The organism is Salinarchaeum laminariae (genome assembly GCF_023204835.1).
GTDB classification, from domain to species: Archaea; Halobacteriota; Halobacteria; order Halobacteriales; family Salinarchaeaceae; genus Salinarchaeum; species Salinarchaeum laminariae.
Genome location: NZ_CP096270.1, coordinates 2,448,687 through 2,469,796, shown reverse-complemented (window position 1 = coordinate 2,469,796; position 21,110 = coordinate 2,448,687). Strand labels below are relative to the sequence as shown.

Annotated in this window: 20 protein-coding genes; 10 read left to right on the top strand and 10 right to left on the bottom strand. The window is 62.0% G+C overall.

The features are described 5' to 3' along the window. Positions 1-273: 273 nt before the first annotated feature. Both MXF70_RS11650 and MXF70_RS11645 read left to right on the top strand, forming a co-directional pair. Positions 274-468, top strand: a complete 195-nt coding sequence (locus tag MXF70_RS11650; RefSeq protein ID WP_020445248.1) for a cold-shock protein — start codon at positions 274-276, stop codon at positions 466-468. Between the two features lie 434 nt (positions 469-902). Then, positions 903-2,288 (top strand): FAD-dependent oxidoreductase, encoded by a 1,386-nt coding sequence (locus MXF70_RS11645; protein WP_248515803.1) that lies wholly within the window; start codon positions 903-905, stop codon positions 2,286-2,288. A gap of 16 nt (positions 2,289-2,304) precedes the next feature. On the opposite strand, the gene MXF70_RS11640 is transcribed toward MXF70_RS11645, so the two are convergent. From MXF70_RS11640 to MXF70_RS11615, 6 genes are all read right to left on the bottom strand, one after another. Then, complete coding sequence (locus MXF70_RS11640; RefSeq protein WP_248515802.1) at positions 2,305-2,931, bottom strand: class I SAM-dependent methyltransferase; 627 nt, start codon at positions 2,929-2,931, stop codon at positions 2,305-2,307. 169 nt (positions 2,932-3,100) lie between these two features. Next, positions 3,101-3,574, bottom strand: coding sequence for a hypothetical protein (locus MXF70_RS11635; protein WP_248515801.1), 474 nt, complete (start codon positions 3,572-3,574; stop codon positions 3,101-3,103). Between the two features lie 236 nt (positions 3,575-3,810). After that, positions 3,811-4,662 carry a ZIP family metal transporter gene (locus tag MXF70_RS11630; protein WP_248515800.1) on the bottom strand — a complete coding sequence of 284 codons (852 nt, stop codon included), beginning with the start codon at positions 4,660-4,662 and terminating at the stop codon, positions 3,811-3,813. Positions 4,663-4,786: 124 nt separating this feature from the next. After that, positions 4,787-5,071 (bottom strand): translation initiation factor eIF-1A, encoded by a 285-nt coding sequence (locus MXF70_RS11625; protein WP_259370356.1) that lies wholly within the window; start codon positions 5,069-5,071, stop codon positions 4,787-4,789. Between the two features lie 228 nt (positions 5,072-5,299). Continuing rightward, positions 5,300-5,854: a hypothetical protein gene (locus MXF70_RS11620; RefSeq protein WP_248515799.1), complete on the bottom strand. Its 555-nt coding sequence runs from the start codon at positions 5,852-5,854 to the stop codon at positions 5,300-5,302. A 253-nt stretch (positions 5,855-6,107) separates the two neighbouring features. Continuing rightward, entirely contained in the window at positions 6,108-6,377 is a 270-nt protein-coding gene (locus tag MXF70_RS11615) for a DUF7553 family protein (protein ID WP_248515798.1), read from the bottom strand. A gap of 246 nt (positions 6,378-6,623) precedes the next feature. Here MXF70_RS11615 and MXF70_RS11610 point away from each other — a divergent pair, with 246 nt between their 5' ends. Continuing rightward, positions 6,624-7,457, top strand: coding sequence for an MBL fold metallo-hydrolase (locus MXF70_RS11610; RefSeq protein ID WP_248515797.1), 834 nt, complete (start codon positions 6,624-6,626; stop codon positions 7,455-7,457). Here MXF70_RS11610 and MXF70_RS15440 read toward each other — a convergent pair. Next, on the bottom strand, positions 7,360-8,307 hold the full coding sequence (locus tag MXF70_RS15440) for a MinD/ParA family ATP-binding protein (protein ID WP_375140819.1): 948 nt from the start codon (positions 8,305-8,307) through the stop codon (positions 7,360-7,362). The genes MXF70_RS11610 and MXF70_RS15440 overlap by 98 nt on opposite strands. 131 nt (positions 8,308-8,438) lie before the next feature. On the opposite strand from MXF70_RS15440, the gene MXF70_RS11600 reads away from it, so the two are divergent. Beyond that, positions 8,439-10,154: a glutamate--tRNA ligase gene (locus MXF70_RS11600; protein WP_248515795.1), complete on the top strand. Its 1,716-nt coding sequence runs from the start codon at positions 8,439-8,441 to the stop codon at positions 10,152-10,154. Between the two features lie 109 nt (positions 10,155-10,263). Further along, positions 10,264-11,169 carry an ArsR/SmtB family transcription factor gene (locus MXF70_RS11595; RefSeq protein WP_248515794.1) on the top strand — a complete coding sequence of 302 codons (906 nt, stop codon included), beginning with the start codon at positions 10,264-10,266 and terminating at the stop codon, positions 11,167-11,169. Positions 11,170-11,229: 60 nt separating this feature from the next. Here MXF70_RS11595 and MXF70_RS11590 read toward each other — a convergent pair whose 3' ends face one another. Then, complete coding sequence (locus tag MXF70_RS11590) at positions 11,230-12,762, bottom strand: trehalase family glycosidase (RefSeq protein ID WP_248515793.1); 1,533 nt, start codon at positions 12,760-12,762, stop codon at positions 11,230-11,232. 161 nt (positions 12,763-12,923) lie between these two features. On the opposite strand from MXF70_RS11590, the gene MXF70_RS11585 reads away from it, so the two are divergent. The 3 genes from MXF70_RS11585 to MXF70_RS11575 are packed head-to-tail and all read left to right on the top strand — an operon-like array spanning position 12,924 to position 15,892. Next, positions 12,924-13,973 (top strand): ABC transporter ATP-binding protein, encoded by a 1,050-nt coding sequence (locus MXF70_RS11585; protein ID WP_248518397.1) that lies wholly within the window; start codon positions 12,924-12,926, stop codon positions 13,971-13,973. Positions 13,974-13,975: 2 nt separating this feature from the next. Beyond that, positions 13,976-14,914, top strand: a complete 939-nt coding sequence (locus MXF70_RS11580) for a carbohydrate ABC transporter permease (RefSeq protein ID WP_248515792.1) — start codon at positions 13,976-13,978, stop codon at positions 14,912-14,914. Positions 14,915-14,920: 6 nt separating this feature from the next. Then, on the top strand, positions 14,921-15,892 hold the full coding sequence (locus MXF70_RS11575; RefSeq protein WP_248515791.1) for a carbohydrate ABC transporter permease: 972 nt from the start codon (positions 14,921-14,923) through the stop codon (positions 15,890-15,892). A gap of 839 nt (positions 15,893-16,731) precedes the next feature. On the opposite strand, the gene MXF70_RS11570 is transcribed toward MXF70_RS11575, so the two are convergent. Then, complete coding sequence (locus MXF70_RS11570; RefSeq protein WP_248515790.1) at positions 16,732-16,980, bottom strand: hypothetical protein; 249 nt, start codon at positions 16,978-16,980, stop codon at positions 16,732-16,734. A 65-nt stretch (positions 16,981-17,045) separates the two neighbouring features. Beyond that, positions 17,046-18,311, bottom strand: coding sequence for an ABC transporter substrate-binding protein (locus tag MXF70_RS11565; protein WP_248515789.1), 1,266 nt, complete (start codon positions 18,309-18,311; stop codon positions 17,046-17,048). Between the two features lie 138 nt (positions 18,312-18,449). On the opposite strand from MXF70_RS11565, the gene MXF70_RS11560 reads away from it, so the two are divergent. Together MXF70_RS11560 and MXF70_RS11555 are read left to right on the top strand one after the other, a co-directional pair. Then, on the top strand, positions 18,450-19,826 hold the full coding sequence (locus tag MXF70_RS11560; protein ID WP_248515788.1) for a sulfatase family protein: 1,377 nt from the start codon (positions 18,450-18,452) through the stop codon (positions 19,824-19,826). A gap of 187 nt (positions 19,827-20,013) precedes the next feature. Beyond that, positions 20,014-21,102, top strand: a complete 1,089-nt coding sequence (locus MXF70_RS11555; RefSeq protein ID WP_248515787.1) for a TrmB family transcriptional regulator — start codon at positions 20,014-20,016, stop codon at positions 21,100-21,102. Positions 21,103-21,110 lie beyond the last annotated feature (8 nt).

Here is a 21,110-nt window from a genome sequence, read left to right as displayed (position 1 = left end):
CACTCCATTGGGCGCTCGGGACGAATAGGCGGGCCGCCTGCGAATGCCGGGTACCACCGATCCGGTGGCGCCGAGCACTCTCTGCTCGGAAAACCGAAGGGTGATCGTTGGCAAGAAAAGGACCGATGCGAATCGTTCTGCCAGCTCGTTGCCGACGTTCGTGGATGAATATCCAACTGAATAGGATTTCTTCGAAATATCGCGTGTGAAACAGTGTCTCGAGCGTACAGATACGGAACCCTTATCCGTCGCTCGGGCATCCATATGATTGCAATGGCAAACGGTAAGGTTGACTTCTTCAACGACACAGGCGGCTACGGCTTCATCGAGACCGACGACGCGGACGACGACGTTTTCTTCCACATGGAGGACGTTGGCGGCGAGGATCTCACTGAAGGTACCGAACTCGAGTTCGACATCGAACAGGCCCCCAAGGGCCCCCGCGCGACCAACGTCGTTCGGCAGTAACTAACCGGTTCTACGTCGTCGGTTTCCGACGACAGAATCGATTTTCGTAGTACTACTCCCTCGAGAGAGTTCGTTGCGTCGGACGGTTTCGACGACCGAACTCGACTCGGTGAGCACCTGCTTCGGTTTGGGGACCAGCCCTGGCCTCGCTGTGGCGGCTCTCCCGGATTCTCTCAGTCTGCTGTTCCCAATTCTCTGAACTAGCCTACAATCCCACCGAGCTCACCGCTTGCCGACGTTCCACTCGCCATGTACGGATTGGTAGCAATCCCCAAAGTAAACACACTACAACGTTCTTCGAGTGGAAGGGAACGAACTCGTTTAATAATCGTGAAGAAATGGGCGTACGGCAGGATTCAATGACAGAACCTTAGTACGCGCGAAAACAGATTCCTACCGACGCACGTCTATCGCGAGTAACTGGGAACCTACGTATGAAAGATACCTACGACCTCATCATCGTCGGCGGGGGGATCAGCGGTGCGTCGTTGCTCTACACCGTCGCATCGTTCACGGACGTCGAGTCGGTCGCACTGATCGAGAAGGAATCCGAGATCGCTGCGATCAACTCTCACCACACGAACAACTCACAGACGCTTCACTTCGGCGACATCGAGACGAACTACACGCTCGAGAAGGCCGAAGAGGTGAAGGAGGGCGCGGAGATGCTCGCCGGCTACCTCGAAGACGTCGATCCAGAACGTGAGCTCCACAGCAAGCGCTCGAAGATGGTACTCGCGGTCGGCGACGACGAAGTCGAGGAGCTGGAGGCCCGCTACGAGGACGAGGGGTTCGGCGACCTCTACCCCAAACTCGACGAGATCGGCCGCGACGAAATCGCCGACCTGGAGCCGAAGGTCGTCGAGGGCCGGGACCCCGACGAGGAGATGCTCGCCCTCCAGACTCCCGACGGCTATACCGTCGACTACGGCGCGACGGCGCAGTCGTTCGTCGACGCCGTCGCCGAGGAGACCGGTGTCGACGTCCATCTCGGTACTGCGGTCGAGGACGTCCGCGAGACGGTCGACGGGTTCCTCGTAACGACTGCCGACGGTGACAAATTCGAGAGCGACGCAGCAGTCGTCGCTGCTGGCTGTCACAGTCTCCAGTTTGCCCAGAAAATGGGCTACGGAGAAGAGCTCTCACTGCTCCCCGTCGCCGGGAGCTTCTTCGTCGCGAACGAAGGGCTGCTCAACGGCAAAGTGTACACGCTGCAGATGAAGAAGCTGCCGTTCGCAGCGGTTCACGGCGACGCCGAAGTCCACGACGGCGATCTCACGCGCTTTGGCCCGACGGCGAAAGTCGTCCCGACGCTCGAGCGCGGGGACTACGACACCATCCGGGACTTCTTCGACGTGTTCGCACTCAACGTGGATTCGTTCGCGAGCTACACCTCGATCCTCGCCGACCGCGTCCTGTTCCCCTACGTGGTTCGAAACCTCGTCTACGACCTGCCGGCGGTTGGCGAGCGCGCCTTCCTCCCCCACGTCCAGAAGGTGGTTCCAACGGTCGAGTCCGGCGACATCGAACGGGCGGAGGGCTTCGGTGGCATTCGTCCGCAGATCGTCGACACCTCCGAGCGCTCCCTCGACATGGGCGAGGCGAAGATCACGGGCGACGGCATCGTGTTCAACGTCACGCCGTCTCCGGGCGCCTCGACGTGTCTGAAAAACGCGATGCGAGACACCCATCAGGTGCTCGAGTTCCTCGACGGCGAGTACGAGTTCGACGAGGAGGCCTTCCGCGATGCGACGATCGGCAACTTCCCACGAGCCGGATCGCCGACGACAAAACAGCCCATCGCCGCTGACGACGACTGAGTCGGCGCGTCGGTTCTTACTGCGTCGACGTCCGGAACGCTCGCACCGTGTCTCCCTCGTGGACGACGGACTGCTCCTCGGCCGTGAGTTCGATTTCCGTGAGGTCCTCGTCCGCGAACTCCTCGCTCCAGTCCCGGTAGTAGAGCGGCACGTCGTCGTCCACGTAGTTCACGGTCGTCTCCGAGCCGTCGCCCTCGTTCTCGATCGAAATCAGGAGGTCGCCGGTGATTCGGATCAGTTCGGAAAATACCCAGCTCGAGCTTGGGTGAATGTGCTGGAGCGTCTCGACGGAGTACACTGCGTCGAAATGGTCGTCGGGAAACTCCTCGACGACCGCTTCGATCGCGTCGTGATAGAAGGTTCCAGTTTCGGCGAGTTCGGGATACGTCTCTTCCATGACGTCAAAAGCGTCGGCGTTGACCTCGATGCCCGCGAGGTCTTCGTAGCCACCGTCTCGCAAGTGTGCGAGGTGTCGTCCCGAGCTACAGCCGAGTTCGAGCACACTCGCGTCGCTATCGAGGGTGCGATCTAGAATGCTGCGAACCGACTCACTCGTTTCGTCGGGTCCGTAGTACGCGTAGTAGCCCGGCGAGTACTCACCGGAGCGTTCCGCCCACTGGCGACGGACCTCGTCAGATTTCACACCGAAGATGGTCACCGCGTACGGAAAGGTTCGTCGTCGTGTGGGCGAGCACACGGAACTCTCGCGCGACCGTAGTGGCTCTTTTTAACGGCTGAACTATCCGACAGATGCGCTGATCGACCCCCATTGTCGTACGCGACAGCGAGTGGACGCCCTCAGTGGGATTTCCTCAGGTGTCGTCGGACGTGTTGTCCGTGCCGGTGGTGTTGTCACCGTCAGTCGTATTTCCGTCGGTGGTGTTTCCGCCGTCGGTCGTGTTCTCACCGTCGGTCATATTACCGTCGTCCGTGGTATTCCCGTTCTCGCCATCAGTCGTGTTTCCGCCGTCACCGTCGGTGGTGTTCCCGTCAGTACCGTCGTCGGTACCGGTGTCGTCGTCTGTTTCGCCATCCGTCCCTGTCCCGTCGTCCGTTCCCGTTCCGTCGTCCGTATCCGCGCCGTCGTCCGTCCCGGTGCCATCGTCCGTTCCATCGTCGGTGCCGGTGTCCGTCCCGTCGTCCGTCATTCCCCCATCGCCGGTGTCGGTGCCTTCGTCGTCCGTTTCGTTTCCATCGCCACCGCCACCGCATCCCGCCAGCCCGACCGTGATCGCACTCGCGAGGAGTGCCCCGAAGCGCCTCCGCGACGTATTGGATCGTGACATGCGTGTCCTTCTGGTGGGTCTTCGGCCCTTTGTTATGAAGCGCGTCAGCCCAGTATCCCGGTCGTAGCGACAAGGACGACCTGGTACAGCGGAGACATCGGCGTGGGTACGTCTGACCGAGAGCGTATCACTGGAGAGACCCCAATCGCCTGCCATCGGCCCGTAACGCTGGAGTACGTCCTATCGGTCTGACTACTGAGAAGAGTAAGTCCTGCGGCAGTGAATTGTTCGAGGCGCTAGACGGCGACCCACGCCAGGTAGACCAACGTGGCACCGATTCCGGTGCTGACGACGGCGTGGATGCGGAGTCGGTCCAACAGGGCGTGGTCGTCATCGTGCTGGTGGGCGACGTGGTCGTGAATCTCACTTCCCGTCTCACAGCGTGGTAGGAAATCCATCGCGACGTGGAGGAAGGTTCCGGCAGCGAACCCGAAGACGACTGCCTGGACGTTTCCGTCGGTCGGCCCACCGATCATGCTCACAGCGAGCGCTGCAAGGCCGACGCCAGCTGCCGGGAGCAAGATTGGAGCGACCGATCGGTCGGATCGAACCAGCCGACGAGCTGCGGCGTAGCCGGCAGGCCCCTTGTGCGAGACGATAGCGAGCCCGAGCAGTGGGCCGAGATCGGGCATCGCTGCGTAGACGACGCCGATGATGATGCCAGCAGACAGCGCGTGCGCAGTGAGCTCAGCGACCGTTCGGTCCATCGGAAGTTCGAGGTGGGTGAGCCTGTGGCCGATGGTGTGCCCAGCGAACCCGACGAGCAGGCCGATCGCGACCCCGAGACCACCGTATCTGGGATCGGCGTTCGTCGCCTGCGGGATCAAGAATAGCGCGGCGCTGGTCACCATCGCACCGGCGGCGAGTCCGTACCCCCACACCATCCCGCGCGGGTGTTCGTTCCTGGCGCGCATGCCGAGTACCGCACCGCCGGCCATCGCTCCGAACGCTACCCAGCTAATGACGAGGAGTTTCGGTGCGGGCGCGATCGTACTCACGGCTGCAGAGAGCGCAACCAGTGCGACGACGGCAGCAACCCCGAGATACGTCTCCGACGAAATTTCGTCCCGGGAGAGGGTGACGTTCATCGTGTTATTAACCACTGGACTGGATTTAATATGCCTATCGATGCAGTGCGCTCGGCGTTCCTACTGCAGTCCTATCAGCAGCTACGAGGCCGGAGAGACAGATCCGCACGTCGCCGCAGAACAGTTACTGAATGTGGCCTTCGTCCCGGAGCTGGTCGGCGTCCTGCTCGGAGTAGCGCCACTCGATGTTCGCCTTCTCGTCCTGCCAGTCCCAGGGCTCGACGAGGACGACGTCGCCCTCGCTGATCCAGGTTCGATATTTCATTCGGCCAGGGATTCGACCCATCCGGTCCTCTCCGTCGGCGCACTGCACGCGAACGTGATTTCCGCCGTTGTGCTCTGTGACTACCGCGAAGACCTCGTCGTCGGACGGCATCCGAAGATTCCGTCGCTCTTGTTCCTCGCTCATGCACGGTAGTAAGACCTGCAACCGTTTAAAGTGCCGCGGAAGTCGCGGTACCATCCCACACGGATCGCAGCGGTGAGAAGCAGGAAGCGGGACTGCAATTGCGAACGGATGGCGGTGAGCGAAGCGCTACGACCGACTGAAAATCCGAATGGCTGGGGCGAGTGAGTGTGAAAAGATGACATCGACTCGTCGCAGTGGAGCGTCGGTGAGATACTCGAGAAGGTTCAGCTAGTCGAGAGACGGCGTTTCGTCGGCAGCCGGCGTCGGCTCGTCCGTTCCGCCGTGGCGATAGAGCGGCGCGGTTCCGAGCGCAGACCGATCGCCCTCATAGCGACCGTACGTCTCGAGGAGGGATTTGAGCGCCGGACAGTGCTGGCCGAGCAGGCAGCTCTCGCCCCACTCGGGCCAGTAGTGGTCCACCGGACGACGGACGTCGATCGGGCCCCACGGTTCTGGCCGGTACTCGTAGTGGCTGTACACCTCGATACAGTCTGGCCGCTCCCAGAGGTGGACGTGCCACTGCTTGGATCGGTCCTGTGGATCGAGTCGACGGTACGAACCGTCGTCGGGAATTCGAAGTTCGGGGTGGAGTTTCTTCGCAGAGATCGGATTGTAGGAGTACGACCGAGCCTCGAGGATCGATCTAACCTCGGCGAGGCTCACGTCCAGCGAGCCGACGAACTCGGATGGCTTCAGCGTGAAGACGCCGTAACACCGACCGGGAAGGATCGAATCCGCAACGCCACCCACGGCGTGACGGAGACGGTGTTGCAGCTGTATCATAGTCGACTACTTATCTACCTGCCTCTTGAATCGTGGTGGTTTCGGGTTACGAAATCGGCAGACGACGGCCACAAATGCGAACATATCTCGAACGTAGGGATCCATCCGAAACCGGAGCTATCTATGGGTGCAGTTTCGGACGTGGTGGCGTCAGCCGAGAGCGGTCTCGAACGTCGTGACAGCACCAGAGACCACGGAGAGTGAGTGGAGCTACCGCTCACGGCTTTACTGTGCCGGAGACGGCCCCAGACACCTAGACTCCTTCGACTGTACTCCGAAACGCCCGAACGTCCTCGAGTGCCGCGTCGACGGCCTCCTCGACCGAGGAGGGTCCATCGTCTTTCAGATTACCAAGCTTGGTCTCTACCCGCGCGAGCGTTCCGTGATCAACCGAGTAGTCTCGCTCGGCGAGGTCGTGGAGTCGATCAGCCTGGTCTTCGATCCGTGCGGCGAGTTCCTCGGGTGCCTCCGCTGTGACGTCGCGCAGACGATCGCTGGCGGACTGCAGCTGCTCTCGTGTCATATTCTTCGCTTCTCATTGCCGGTACAAAACTCTTGACAAGATGCTCGGACTCACGTCACCCGTGGTAGCAGACGGTTTCTGGTACTGTGGTAGGAAGGGTAGTCATCCTCACGAACATCGAGAAGCTTCCCTCGAACGTTCGCTGGGCCTTCGAACATGGTGCTCCGTGGATGGTGGGATCACGGCCGGGACGATACGATCGTCACGAACGGAACGCTTAGGCGACAGCCACGACCACGCATTTGCATGTCCACGAGCGATTGGGACGACTGGCTTGTTCGCGAAATCGAAGCGGCGGATCCGAATGGACTCGCCACCTGGTATCTCGGCTGCAACGGGTTCGTCGTGAAAGCAGGCGACGGAACGACGATCTGGATCGATCCGTACGTCGGCCTGGGGGATCCGCCACGAACTGTACGGATGATCCCGATTCCGTTCGATCCAGCGGACGTCGAGGAAGCAGACGCGATCCTGGCGACCCACGAACACACAGACCACGTTCACGGCCCGAGCCAGGCGCCAATCCTCGAACGTACCGACGCGGAGTTCTACGCACCCGACGATAGTCTCGCGGTCGCTCGCGAGGACGAACAGTGGCAGACCGAGTTCGATATCGATGACGAGCAGTTTCAGGAAGTGGCAGAGGGCGATCAATTCGAGGTCGGTTCGGTCTCTATCACGGTCGAACACGCCAACGACGCTGACGCGACCCATCCCGTGTCCTACGTCTTCGAGTACGACGGAAGGACGCTCTTCCACGGCGGCGACACGAAACCCTCCGACGAGTTCGCTGCCATGGGCGAGGAGTACGACGTCGATCTGGGAATTCTGGCGTTCGGCTCAATCGGCAACATCGACGACAAGGAGACCGGAGAGCCAGAGCGAACCAAGTGGTACAACACCGAGAACGAGATCGTGGACGCAGCCAGCGACCTCCAGTTCGATCGGCTGCTCCCGAGCCACTGGGACATGTGGCGCGGGCTCACTGCCGATCCGACCGCACTCCACCATCACGTGAACAGCTTCTCCCATCCTCGCGATCTCGAGATCGTGCAGATCGGCGATCGCGTCGACGTGTAGGTCGTTTACCGGATTGCTCGGGGCGCACGTTGCCGCAGTTCGGGCAGTTCGGTTCTACTTGTTGCGTTCCGCTGGCACCGGGGCGGTCTCCGGGCACTGTTCGTGATTGCGCACTTCGCACGTCCGCTGCACTCTCGCAGCCATCCTCACCGCCAGACCGTCGTGCTCTCTTCTCGTTGGAATTCTTCGACCCTGGAGATCTACACCGATCCAGCCAGGAACGGATCGCTCCTGCGACCTGTCGATAGCGATCCAACACTCTGTCGTCCTCGAGTGGAGCCCCACTGTGTGGAACTGCGATCGCTCGATCGATCGCCAACGTCGTGCGGACCGCTGTGGGGAGGTCGTCGGTTCGTGTGACGATCGCGCCGAGGACTGGAACGCCGAGGGTCCGGGCCATTCGGACCGTCTTCTCTGCGTCCTCCGTACTCTCTCGTCGATTGGTCGTGACGACGATCGCGGCGTCGGCTTCGCGAAGTGGCGCTGTCGCTGCTGGCCCTGCGCCTGCGGGACAGTCGAGGAGAGCGATGCCATCCTCCGGCTGGATCGCGTCGAGCGCTGTGGGGACGTCGAGGTCTTCGAGCGCGCGTGGGGCGGGCACGATCTCCACGCCGGTGGCGTCCCGCTGGATCGGTTCGTCGGGTGCCTGTTCGGAAGCCCCGTCGGCCGTCTCGATCAGATCGGTCAGTGACGGATCACGATCGACGTCGGCCATACGGTGGAGGTTGGGCATTCCGGCGTCGAGGTCGACCGCTCGGACGTGGACTCCGCCGGCACCGAGCGCCCGGGCCGTCGCCAGCGTGGTCGTCGTCTTTCCACAACCGCCCTTACCGCCAGCGATCGCGATCATAGCGGCTCTGGCCGCGGGCTGGTATTTGAAGGTGTGGCCGTCCCGATCGCCGCTGCCACCCACTCACTGCTGGAGCGTGTGACCACCGGACACCGGCGGCGTTTTGAACCCACCGGGAGAATGCGATCACAATGGACGAGGATCTTCGCGATCGGGTGCGTGCGGCCGCAGAGACGCACGCCCTGATCAACGCGGTCAAGCACGAGAGCGATCCGGCCGTCGGCCCGATCATGGGGCCGATGATGGGCGATCACCCCGAGTTTCGGGAGCACGGCGACGAGGTTCCTGGCGTCGTCGGGCAGGTCGTCTCCGAGATCGGCGAGCTGAGTCACGAGGAACGCCGCGACCGACTGGCCGAACTCGATCCCGACGCTCTCGCAGAGATCGAGGCCGAAGACGAGGGCGAGGAGCACGCGCTTCCAGACCTGCCGAACACCGAAGAGTACGACCAGATTCGGATGCGTGCCGCACCGAACCCCAACGGCCCCTGGCACATCGGGCACGCTCGCATGCCGGCGGTCATCGGCGAGTACGCCGAACGCTACGACGGCTGGTTCTGCGTGCGCTTCGACGACACCGACCCAGAGACGAAGCGGCCCGATCTCGACGCGTACGACGCGATCCTCGAGGACGTCGAATATCTCGGGTTCGAAACCGACGCCGTCTACCGCGCCTCCGACCGGATGGAGACCTACTACGGCTACGCCCGGGAGCTGATCGAAGCCGGCGGTGCCTACACCTGCTCGTGTTCGGGCGAGACGTTCAGCGAGCTGAAAAACGACGGCGAGGCCTGTCCGCACCGCGAGCAGGACGCCGAGGACACACTCGCTGATTTCGAGCGGATGGTCGACGGCGAGTACGAGTCCGGCGAGAAGGTGCTTCGCGTGCGAACCGACATCGAACACAAGAACCCGGCCCTCCGTGATTTCGTTGCCTTCCGGATGGTGGACACGCCCCATCCCCGAGAGTCCGCTGCGCACTACCGGTGCTGGCCGATGCTCGATTTCCAGTCCGGCATCGACGATCACGAGTTGGGGATCACGCACGTCATCCGCGGCATCGACCTCCAGGACTCCGCCAAGCGCCAGGGGTTCGTCTACGACTACTTCGATTGGGAGTACCCCGAGGTCGTCCACTGGGGACACGTTCAGGTCGACGCGTACGAGGTTCCGATGAGCACGTCCTCGATCAAGGAGCTCATCGACGACGGCGAACTCGACGGCTGGGACGACCCGCGCGCGCCGACGCTCAAAAGCTTGCGGCGCCGCGGAATTCGCGGAGAGGCTATCGTCGAGGCGATGGCCGGCCTCGGCACCTCGACGTCGAACGTCGACCTCGCGATGAGCACCATCTACGCGAACAACCGGGAGATCATCGACGACGACTCGGATCGCTACTTCTTCGTTCGCGACGGCCTGGAAGTCCCGCTCACCGGCGGTCCGGACGAAGCGAACCCGCCGCTTCACCCCGATCACGCGGACCGCGGCGACCGATCGATCCCTGTCGGCGAAACGGTGCTCGTCGAAGCAAACGATCTACCCGGCCACGGCGAGCGCGTCTGGCTCAAAGGGCTGGGCTGCGTCGAGAACATCCGCGACGCCTTCCAGTTTACCGGCGACGACATCGAGGTCGTGAAATCCGGTGCAGTCGACGTGATTCACTGGGTCCCCGGCAAGGAATCCGTCCCGTGCCGGATGCGGACTCCCGACGGCGACGAGCAGGGACGAGCCGAGCCCGGCGTGGGCGAGCTCGACGCCGACGAGGTCGTCCAGTTCGAACGGGTCGGGTTCGCGCGAATCGACCGCCAGGACGACGCGGAGACGGTGACGTATTTCGCGCACGACTGATTCATCTACGAGTAGATCACTGCACTGGCCATCTACACGAACTGATCGGATATATTACAAAAACTCGGTTCGGCGAACCCTTTTGCTACAGTCGCCACAACGTAGCCGTATGAGTCAGCACGACGCCATCGAATCCGAGGAATCGATCCTCGAGTGCGTCGACTGCGTCGATCCTGCCGAGGCCTTCTCCGTCATCGGTAACGAGACCCGGTTGTCGATCCTCGAGACCCTCTGGCAACTGGAGGAGTCGCCGGTGAGCTTCTCCGAACTCCGTCGCGAGGTCGGTATGCGCGACAGCGCGCAGTTCAACTATCATCTCGGCGAACTGACCGATCACTTCGTCCGCAAGGCCGACGATGGGTACGAGCTCCAGCACGCCGGCGAGAAGGTCGTCACGGCCGTCGTCGCCGGATCGATCACGGAGAAGCCAGACATCGAGCCGTTCCCCGTCGAGGGAGAGTGCTTCGCCTGTGACGCCGGGCTCCAGGCCGTTTACGAGGGCGAACGCCTCGCGATCGAGTGCGTCGAGTGTGGGCACCAGCACGGCAACTACGACTTCCCGCCGGGCGGGCTGACCGACCGCACGCCGGCGGAGATCGCGGAGGCGTTCGACCAGCGCGTTCGCCACCTCCACTGTCTCGCGGCCGACGGGGTCTGTCCGGAGTGTAGCGGGCGGATCGATCACAGCATCGAGGATGAAGGGGACTGCTGTCTGGGCGTTCCGGTTCGGGTCGAACACGAGTGCCAGCAGTGTGGCCACGAGCTATGCTCTGCGCCGGGGTTGCGACTCCTCGATCACTCCGCCGTCGTCAGCTTTCATCGCGAACACGGGATCCACCTCGACGAAGAGCCGTACTGGACCCTTCCCTGGTGCGTCGGAGGGGGATATACGGAACTCGTCGACAGGGATCCTGTTCGAATCGAGCTCCGGGCATCGATCGACGGCGAGGAACTGCTTGTGACGGTCGATGGTAATCTCGACGTCGTCGAGACCGCCATCACGACGCAAGGCTGACCCTCGAGGAGTGGATTCTTGGAGGAGGAAGAACGGTCGATTCCGAAAGGTGTGGCTCGCTCAGATAGAGGTACCCAGCGCCGCCGCGATACCATTTGTCCATCCAAAACCATACTGGAGACGGTACTCCCCGCTATCGTCGGCCGTCGTCACCGATTCGACGTCGTATTTCTCGGCCATCCGCCCGGTCTCCTCGAACGCCGACCGGTTCAGCGTCACCCATCTCTCCGCGATTTCGTCGGCGAGATCGTCGTGACCGTATCGCCGCAGCCCGGTGACCGCCATCCACTGTAGCGGTGCCCAGCCATTAGGGGCATCCCACTGCTCGTCGGACGTTTCGAGCGTCGTGACGAGGCCGCCGGGGTGGAGGAACTCCGCTTCCAGCCGCTTCGCGACTGCGTCGGCGCGTCGCTGCTCTGCAGCTCCGGTAAACAGCGGCGCCACGCCAGCGAGTGTCACGCGGTCGGCTGCTCTGGCGTCAGTCCAGCAGTAGTCGACGTAGAAGGACGCGTCGTCGTCCCAGCAGTACTCCTCGATCAGCTCGCTTCGCCGAGTTGCTGCCGCGGCGTAGCGCTCGGCGGCGTCGTCCTCCCCGATCAGGGGAAGCCACTCCGAGAGGGCCGATTCGACGCCGAAGAGCACCGAATTGAGGTCGACTGGGAGCATATCTGTCGTACGGATCGACGCGAGATCCGCGGGGTTGGCAAGCCACCGCGTGCTGAAGTCCCATCCGGACTCGGCGGCCGCCCGGAGGTCACGAAACAGCCCGGGTCGATCGTCCGTCGGAACCTCTGAAGCGAGCGTTCGATCTTGCCAGTAGGATTCCGGTCGGGGACGCGCTCTGTCGTCCCAGTACCGATTGCCGAAGGTGTCGTCTGGTAGTGCGACCACGCGCCGGTGGCTTCGGTCGCTTTGCGCACCGGACGCGTCGATCCGGTCAGCCCCGTCCATCCAGAACTCGTGCTCTGTCCGGAGCGCGTCGACGTAGGGTTCCACGGCCCCCGGACCACGTTCGCGCTCGAGGATCCGGAGCATCCGATAGAACAGGGGCACCTGTGAGCGACTGTCGTAGTAGACGCGATTTCCGAGCGGAACGAACTCGAAGCGCTCCAGGAGCGACGCGACGTTGTCGATCATCCCCTCGACGAGTTCGAGCCTATCACACGCGGCGAGCCCTTCCGCGGTAAAGTAGCTGTCCCAGTAGTACATCTCACGGAAGCGCCCGCCCGGGACGACGTGAGGATTCGGCAGTGGAATCAGAGTAGTTCCGGCGGTCGGGTCGATTTCGAAGGACCGCGTCAGTGGATCCCAGAGTGCCTCGATGTGTTCGTCCATCGTCCGGGAGGGGTCGAGTTGGGGATTCGCTGCCACCGGCTCCGGGAGCCGGAAATGCTCGTCGACGAACGATTCGAGATCGAAGGTTGCTCCGTCACTAACGGCGAGATACCGCTCGAGTAGGAGATCGACCGGCACGCGAGGCTCCGCGTCGACGAACTGTTTTGGGTCGTCGAACAGCTCGGCGTGCTGGACTGCACGGAACAGTTCCCCGGATACCTGCGGGTAGCTGCTGTAGTCGAATCCGCGGGAGGTCATCGCTTCCAATTTATCCCAGTATTCATAAATAATTGTTGGGTCATCCCGACAAATCGATGGGGAGAAGCGATCTAACCTACGTCTTACAAGTCCCTTAGGAATGATTAATTATAAGTGCCGTAAACGAATAATGTTGGGGTACGCCGATGACCCGCATCTCCATGCGGTCGGTCAGCAAGTACTTCGACGGGGGTGAGACAGTCGCCAACTACAAGCTCGATCTCGAGGTCGAGGACGGGGAGTTCCTCGTCTTCCTCGGGCCGTCTGGCTGTGGGAAGACGACTGCACTCCGGATGATAGCCGGCCTCGAAACGCCATCCGAGGGTGAGATATACTTCGACGACGATCGGGTCGACGGGTTGGCGCCCGCTGACCGGAACGTCGCGATGGTGTTCCAGAACTACGCGCTCTATCCGCACATGAACGTGCGGGAGAACATCGAGTACCCGCTCAAGGTCAGGGGCGTTCCACCGGAGGAGCGCGACGAGCGCGTCGCCGAAACGGCCGAACTGCTCCACATCGAGGATCAACTCGGAAGCGATCCCGCGGAGATCTCCGGCGGGCAACGTCAGCGAACGTCACTCGCACGAGCGATCGTCCGCGAGCCGTCCGTGTTCTTGCTCGACGAACCGCTGTCAAATCTCGACGCGAAACTCCGTCTGGAGATGCGTTCGGAACTCAAACGCCTCCAGAACGAGCTCGACATCACGACGGTCTACGTCACCCACAACCAGGAGGAAGCGATGAGCATGGGTGACCGAATCGCCGTCATGAACGAGGGGACGATCCGGCAGGTCGCAGAACCCCAGGAGCTGTACAAACGCCCACAGACGACCTGGATTGCCAACTTCATCGGCTCCCCGCCGATGAACCTCTTCGAGGGGACCCAGCAGAACGGCACGCTCGATCTCAGGGAGGACAACACGCTGCCGATGAAAGGGGAGACCGCCTCCGAATCGGTTTCGCTCGGGGTTCGGCCGGAGGACCTCACCGTTTCGCCGGATGCGCCAGACAGTGACTGGACCATCCAGGGGACCGTCGAAACCGTCGAGCCTCTGGGAGAGTACGTCCTCGTCAACGTCGACGTGGCCGGATCGCTCGTGAGCGTCAAGGTGCCGACGACGGACGTGAGGCCCGGTCAGCACGTCCACTTGTTGTTCGAGCCCGAAGACGCCTACCTCTACGACGGAGACGGGATGCTCGTCGCCTGACCATGTCCCTGGAAAACGACCCCGACGGTTGGTTCGATCGCGACGTCGACTGGGAGAAGCTGAAGGCGATCCTCGTCTTCATGGTTCCGGGGCTGACGCTGTTCGCGATCTTCTCCGTCTACCCGATGGTCTACTCTGTTGGGGGAAGTTTCTGGGTCTGGGACGCCTTCGACCCGATGCATTTCGTCGGCCTGGACATCTGGGTCGAGACGTTCCAGGACGAGGCAGTGATCAACTGGGACAACATCAAAGAGCTCGAGTATCCGATGGGGGCACTTCCCCAGAATCTGATCTGGATGGTCATCCACGTCCCACTGAGTACGTTCCTCGGTCTCGGACTCGCACTTCTCTTCTCCGACCTGCGAGGGCGACGCATTCTCCGGTCGATGGTGTTCCTCGCGTTCACCACGCCGACCGTCGTCATCGGGCTCGTCCTCCTGTTTGTCTACGACCCGCAGGCCGGAATCTTCAACGAACTCCTCCGGACCATCGGCCTCGAGGGCCAGGTCAGGAACTGGCTGCAGGAGCCCCAGCTCTCCATGTACGCGCTGATCCTCGGCGGAGTCTGGGTCCAGACCGGCTTCAGTATGCTCCTCTACAGTTCTGCACTCGCGGGGATCGACCCGTCCTTGCTGGAGTCCGCCCGCGTCGACGGCGCTAGCAGATACCGACGGTTCAGAGACATCATCTGGCCGCTCGTCAAGCCAGTGACCGCAGTCGTGGTGATCATGGGGATGATCTGGGTGCTCCGGATCTTCGCCATCGTCTACGCCGCAGGTGGCCCCTCTGGTGGTCCGAATGGGGTCTACTCGGTCCTGGGACTGGAGGTCTACCAGTCGGCGTTCTCTCATCCGATCGAGTACGGGAGGGCGATGGTCGTCGCTCTCGTCGAGCTATTCATCGCGCTCCCGATGGCGTACTACATCGCTCGCATGGACTAGATCACAATGACTGATACACCACACACCGACGGGGCGGCAGAGTCGGAGACCGGATCGAGTCGAACCGACGGCGGGACGCGCGTGCGGTACGACGTACCGGACACGGCTCCGACCGACGACCGAGATCTCAGCACCCGGCTCGTCGACTCGTTGCCGTCGGCTCCGCGTGCCGCTCGCTACGCGATCGCCATCGGAATCGCGCTGCTCTGGCTCGTTCCCCTGATCGGTCTCTTCATGGCCTCGGTTCGGCCACTCAGCGAGATCATCCAGGGCTGGTGGACGTTCGAGAATCTGACCATCACCTTCGAGAACTACGAGCAGGCCTGGAACTACGAATCCGGACCGATGCGACAGGCGCTGGTCAACACGGCGATCGTGACGATTCCGGCCGTCCTCGCAGTCACGCTTTTGGGGACGATGATCGCCTACCCGTTCGCTCGGTTCGACTTCCCGCTCAAGACGTTCCTGTTCTTCTTGCTGATCATCGTGATGGCAGCGCCGCCGGAGCTCGTCGCGATGGGGAACTACAACACGCTGCAGGATACCGGCCTCTTCGACACCTACATGGGGCTCATTCTGGTCCACATCGGGTGGGGAATGGGGTGGGTCGTCATGTTCCTCCGTAACTACTTGCTCGGACTTCCGAAGGAGCTGGAGGAAGCCGCACGCGTCGACGGTGCGTCGCGCTACCAGATTTTCAAGTCGATCGTGCTGCCCTACTCAGCCCCCGCGCTCGTGTCGGTCGCGGTCATTCAGTTCACCTGGGTCTGGAACTCCTTCTTCTTCCCACTGGTGTTCATGCGGTCCCAGGAGAACAAGCTCGCACCGCAGGTCCTCCCGCTGATGAAGGGTCGACTCCAGATCGACTGGGGCCTCGTTGCCGCTGGATCGGTGCTGACGATGATCGTCCCGGTGCTTCTGTTCATCGTCCTCCAGCGGTACTACAAGAAAGGGATGGTCGCTGCGGTTGCGGACTGACTGCGGCGTTTCGTTTTTGGAGTTTCCGTTACTCCGCCGATATTCGGTCTTCCTACAGTTCTCGATGTTGCTCGATTCGACTACTGAGTATTGCAATTGCTCATCGCGGAGTGACGTGGACAGCGAACCGTTTGGATTCCGGGAGATCAAAGATCTCCCGACGTCGCGGCTTGCGCCGCGACAGCCCCCTACCGCTCGCGCCCGCTCGCTCGCTGTGCTCCTCGCCTCCCAGTGGTCGGCTGCGGTGCTTGACTTCGCGAGCGAACGCGAGCGGACGGCCCCTTCCAGTCCCACCCGGTGGATTTGGGGAGGGTCTTCGCCCCGGTGGAGCATCCAGCGGACTGTAGCCGGCGGTCGATCCCCAGTGCAAGGCACGCCCGAGGAACCCCCGCACTTCGCTCCCCGGGACGGCCTCCGGTTGAGGCTAGCGAGAGCAAAGCCCTCGCGAGGTAAGAAGGATCCCGATGCTTCGATACTTCGGAAGGGGCCGACTGGTCGTCGCAGCTACCAAAGGTAAGCCGAGGGGAGTGAGGCGAACGTCGAAAGACGAGCGAATCGACGTCTTTCGGAATAAGCATCACAGGTGAGCGAAGCTAGCCGAGGAGCGTCGTTCGAAAGGCGCGGAGCGTCTTTCGTGATCACGAGAGAGCATTGCCGTATCGGACGACAGCGAGTTAGCCGCGTCGGGCGAGAGGGGGTTCCGTGGCTGTCTGCTGTGCTGATTCACTACCTAGAAATGATACACTCAGTAGTCGAGTACACCGAACAGCCAGTACGAAGATCACGCACCACGCCGACTCGTCGAGAATACAGTTCGACCGGCGACTACAGAGCGCCGATCAGTACGGCAGCATGTAGGTGTAGGTAGCGACGATAGCGACCCCTATCGCGAGGAGCTGGGAGACGAAGAACGCTCTGGAGGAGGCCCATCCGAAGTAGAGGAGTGTGCCAACGGGGATCAGTGCGACCAACGACGCCATCAACCCCTTCGTGAAGAGAATCGCGAGGAACCCCGTCGTCACGAGAATGAGGAGATCCATCCCGAGCGACACGAGATTTCGGCGGCGGAGCTCCTCGGGGTCGAACATCCCCCCGAACCGTCGGGATGAGCTCTCGTCTGCCGTCCGATTAGAGTTCGATCCGGTGGACACGGTTACTCGCTGAGGGTTTCTTCGTGGGCAGTGTCGAGCGACGACGTGATATCGTCAACGTCCGTGTTCGGCGAGGCCCAGAGGCCCTTCAGCTGGGACCAGAACTCGCTCTGGAATGGGTCGCCGAGGGCGTCGTCGAGGTCGGGCACGACGGTGACCTCGTTCGCGAGCTGTGGCAGCTGTGCCATGACCTCGATCTGGTAGGCGTCGCTCGGTACCTGGGTGTTCGTTGCGATGAAGCCGCCGCGTTCGGCCCAGACCTCCTGGCCACCGGCGGAGACGATCGAACTCACGGCCTCTTTCGCGTCCTCAACGTTGCTCGAGTAGGTCGGGACAGTGAGCCAGTTGATGCTGGACGTGATCCCGTTGCCACCGGGCATCCGGAACACGCCGAGGTCCGAGGGGTCCTGTACTGCGTCCTGGGCCGGCGTGAAGGAACCCATGAAGTACAGGGGACAGGAGCCGTCCCAGAAGTACTCGTACTGGACGCCGAAGTCGCGTGTCACGCTGAAGTACTCCTCGTCGTGGAGCATTTTGATCTCCTCGAACGCGGTCGTGACGCGATCGTCGGTGAACGATGCCTCCCCGTTGATGAGGTTCTGCTGGAGTTCGGCACCGTTCTCCTGCCGCATGAAGAACCCCTCCGTAATGTCACTGAGGGGCCACCCAGTCCCGTTACCGGAGGCGATCGGCGCGTCGACGCCGTCGATCTCTGCGATGTCGGCGAGTAGCGTCATGAACTCGTCCCAGCTCTCGGGTTCGGAGAGATCGTGCTCGTCGAAGAAGGACTTGCGGTACCAGAATCCAGGTTTGAGGTCCATCTTGAACGGTGCGGCGTAGACGCCCCCCTCCCCGCTAACGCGGTCCGGATCGACTGCGAAGTTCTCCGCATCCCACGTGTCACCCAGGTCTGCGAGGTGACCGTTCTCCCCGTCGGCCATGACGCGGGCCGGTGACGGCATCACGACGATGTCCGCCGTCGCGGTCCCGTTCTCGTAGTCGACCAGCGTGTTCGATAGCAGCGCGTCGGTCGTACGGGAGGAGTAACTGAGACTGAGGTCCGTCTCCCCCTCGGCGTAGTCCATTACGGCCGAGAAGTCCTCCTGCTCGGCGTCGGCCCAGACGCCGATGATCTCGACGTCCGAATCACTACCGCCCGAATCGTTGAAGCAGCCTGCCAACCCGGCGGTGGCGACGACAGATGCCGCCCCCGTCGTCTTGAGTACGTCTCGTCGCGTTCGGTGGGATCGTTGCTGATCGTCAGGCATCTCATTAACAACCATGGCAATCCCATTACTTCAAATTTATTGATTAATTACGGACATAGTTACCGATAAGTGTCCCGGAGCCGGCGAAGGTGGCCCCCGAGATCCGCCATTAAGTATCCGGGCGACATCTCTTCGTTCATGGGAGACGTACCAGCCGACGTGCATCCAAACCGTCCCAACCTGGTCCTCGTCCACTGTCACGACCTCGGGCAACACCTGGGATGTTACGGGGCCGACGTCGAGACCCCGAATCTCGATCGACTCGCAACAGACGGCGTTCGGATGAAGAACAGTTTCTGTACGGCGCCCCAGTGCTCGCCCAGCCGTTCGAGCATGATGACCGGCGCGTATCCACACGAAAACGGCGTCATGGGCCTTGCGCACATGGGCTGGTCGCTCGACGACGACTGGATGACGCTCCCGAAGTATCTCCGCGAGGCTGGGTACTCCACGCACCTCCTGGGGTTCCAGCACGAAGTGCCGGACGAACCGGAACGGCTGGGATACGATCAGGTCGACGACGGCACGAAACGTGCACTCGAACTGGTCGACGTCGTCGACGAATTTTTCTCGACACGTGCTGCGGATGGCGAGCACGCAGGAGCGGGATCTCCGTTTTTCGTCTCCATCGGTATCGAGGAGCCCCATCGACCGTTCCGTCGAGAGTACCTTCCAGAGGACGTCTACGAGGACTCCGATCCCGACGCGACCGATACCGCCGATTTTCCCTACCTCCCGGACGCTCCGGGCGTTCGAGAAGACGTCGCAGATCTTCACTCGCTGATTTCAGGGACGCTCGACCCCGCAGTCGGCGAATATCGCTCCGCTCTCGAGGACGCCGGCCTCGCCGACGAAACGCTGTTCGTCTTCACCACCGACCACGGGCTCGCGATGCCGCGTGCGAAAGGTACGTGCTATGACGCCGGTCTGGAAACTGCTCTGATGCTCTATCAGCCGGGCGTCGTCGACGGTGGAGCGGCCCGGGAGGAGCTCGTCAGCAACGTGGATTTCACGCCGACGATGCTGGACCTCCTCGACGTCGAGCCGCCGACTGACGTTGCGGGGAAATCCTTCGCACCAGCGCTTCGCGAGACTGGCGAACATACCTACGAGTCCCGAGATCGCATTTTCGGCGAAATGACCTGGCACGATCGCTACAATCCGATTCGTGCGATCCGCACGGAGCGCTACAAGTACGTCCGAAACTTCTCACTACTCCCTCGCGTGTTCGTTCCGATGGACGTCGCTCCGACGCCCGCTGGCCGGGCGGTTCAGGAGGAGTTCTACGTGGAACACAGGCCCGTCGAGGAGCTCTATGACCTGGAAGCCGATCCCCACGAGCTGGAGAACCTCGCATCCGATCGGAAACCGTTCGAGACGGCGGACGAAGCCGGCGACGCGGATCCAGAGTACGCCGATGTAGTCGATCGGCTTCGCAAGGAACTCTTCGAGTGGATGACGAACTCGGACGATCCCCTGCTCGATGGTCCCGTTCCGTATCCCTCGATGGAGTAACTGACTCGTTCTACCCGCTAGTTTCCGGACGCAGAAATTTTCCACAGGCTGCGTTTCTTCGTCGTCGCTCCTCGTACCCGCCGTACTACCATTCTCTTTGCCTCTCGTCCCTCACCACCCCGCTGCCGGACGCGAATATTCGCCAAACTCGATACTTTTTACCTACTGGAGTGGTCAACTCGTGTCAATGGATACCGAGGAACTGTCGGAGGTCCTCCAGGCAGCGGACCTCTCGTTCTACCAGGCTGACGCGTACGTTACACTCCTCGAACTGGGAACTGCCTCTGCGACCGAAGTTGCGCGGTCGAGCGAGGTGCCCGACGCGCGAATCTACGACGTGCTCCGGGATCTGGACGAACTCGGCTACGTCGAGCTCTACGAACAGGACACGTTCCAGGCCCGCGCGACGGATCCGGAAACCGTCGTCTCGAACCTCACACAGCGCGCCAACCGCTTCGAGAGCGCGGCAGAGGAGATCACCGATCGCTACGAGCAGCCGACGCTCGACAGCCATACAGTCAGTATCGTGAAGCGATTCGATACCGTGCTCGAAGCGGCACGGATGTTCGTCGCGGACGCCGATACGCAGATCCACGCGACGCTGACGCCAGACCAGTTCGAGGAGCTGCGAGACGACCTCGCCGAGGCAAAAGGGCGTGGGGTCACGGTCAACGTCACGCTCCTCTACCGTGGTGACGATCAGGAACTCGATGCGCCTGACTTCCAGGGCGTCTGTACGGAAGTCCACCGACGCCCGCGCCCCTCCCCGTTCATCGTCACCTCCGATCTCCAGCGAACTGCGTTCGCGTCCAATCCTGCGGCCATCGAGGATTACGGCATGATTCTCGAGAACCGGTCGTTCACGTACGTGTTCTTCTGGCACTTCCTCATCTTCATGTGGCTTCCGTGGCCGGTCACGTTCTCCGATGAGCCGGGCGGAACCCCCACGCGGTACGCCGACGTCCGACAGTTTCTGCTGGAGTACATCCAGCCGATTCGCGAAGGCGCACGCGTCAGCGTCGAGATCGAGGGCCGCGATACCGAAAACGATCAGGACGTGACGATCTCCGGTGTCGTGGTCGACACCGAGTACGTCTCCGAAGCCGCAGCTGCTCTCGATTCGGAGTTGCTCGAACTCGCCGGGACGGCGACGATCGTCGTCGATGACGGTACCGAACGCCACACCGTCGGCGGTTGGAGCGCGACCTTCGAGGACGTCGAAGCGAAGCAGATCACCGTCACTGGTCTCGAGGCCGCTGGTTCCGAATCCGAGTAACCGCTCGT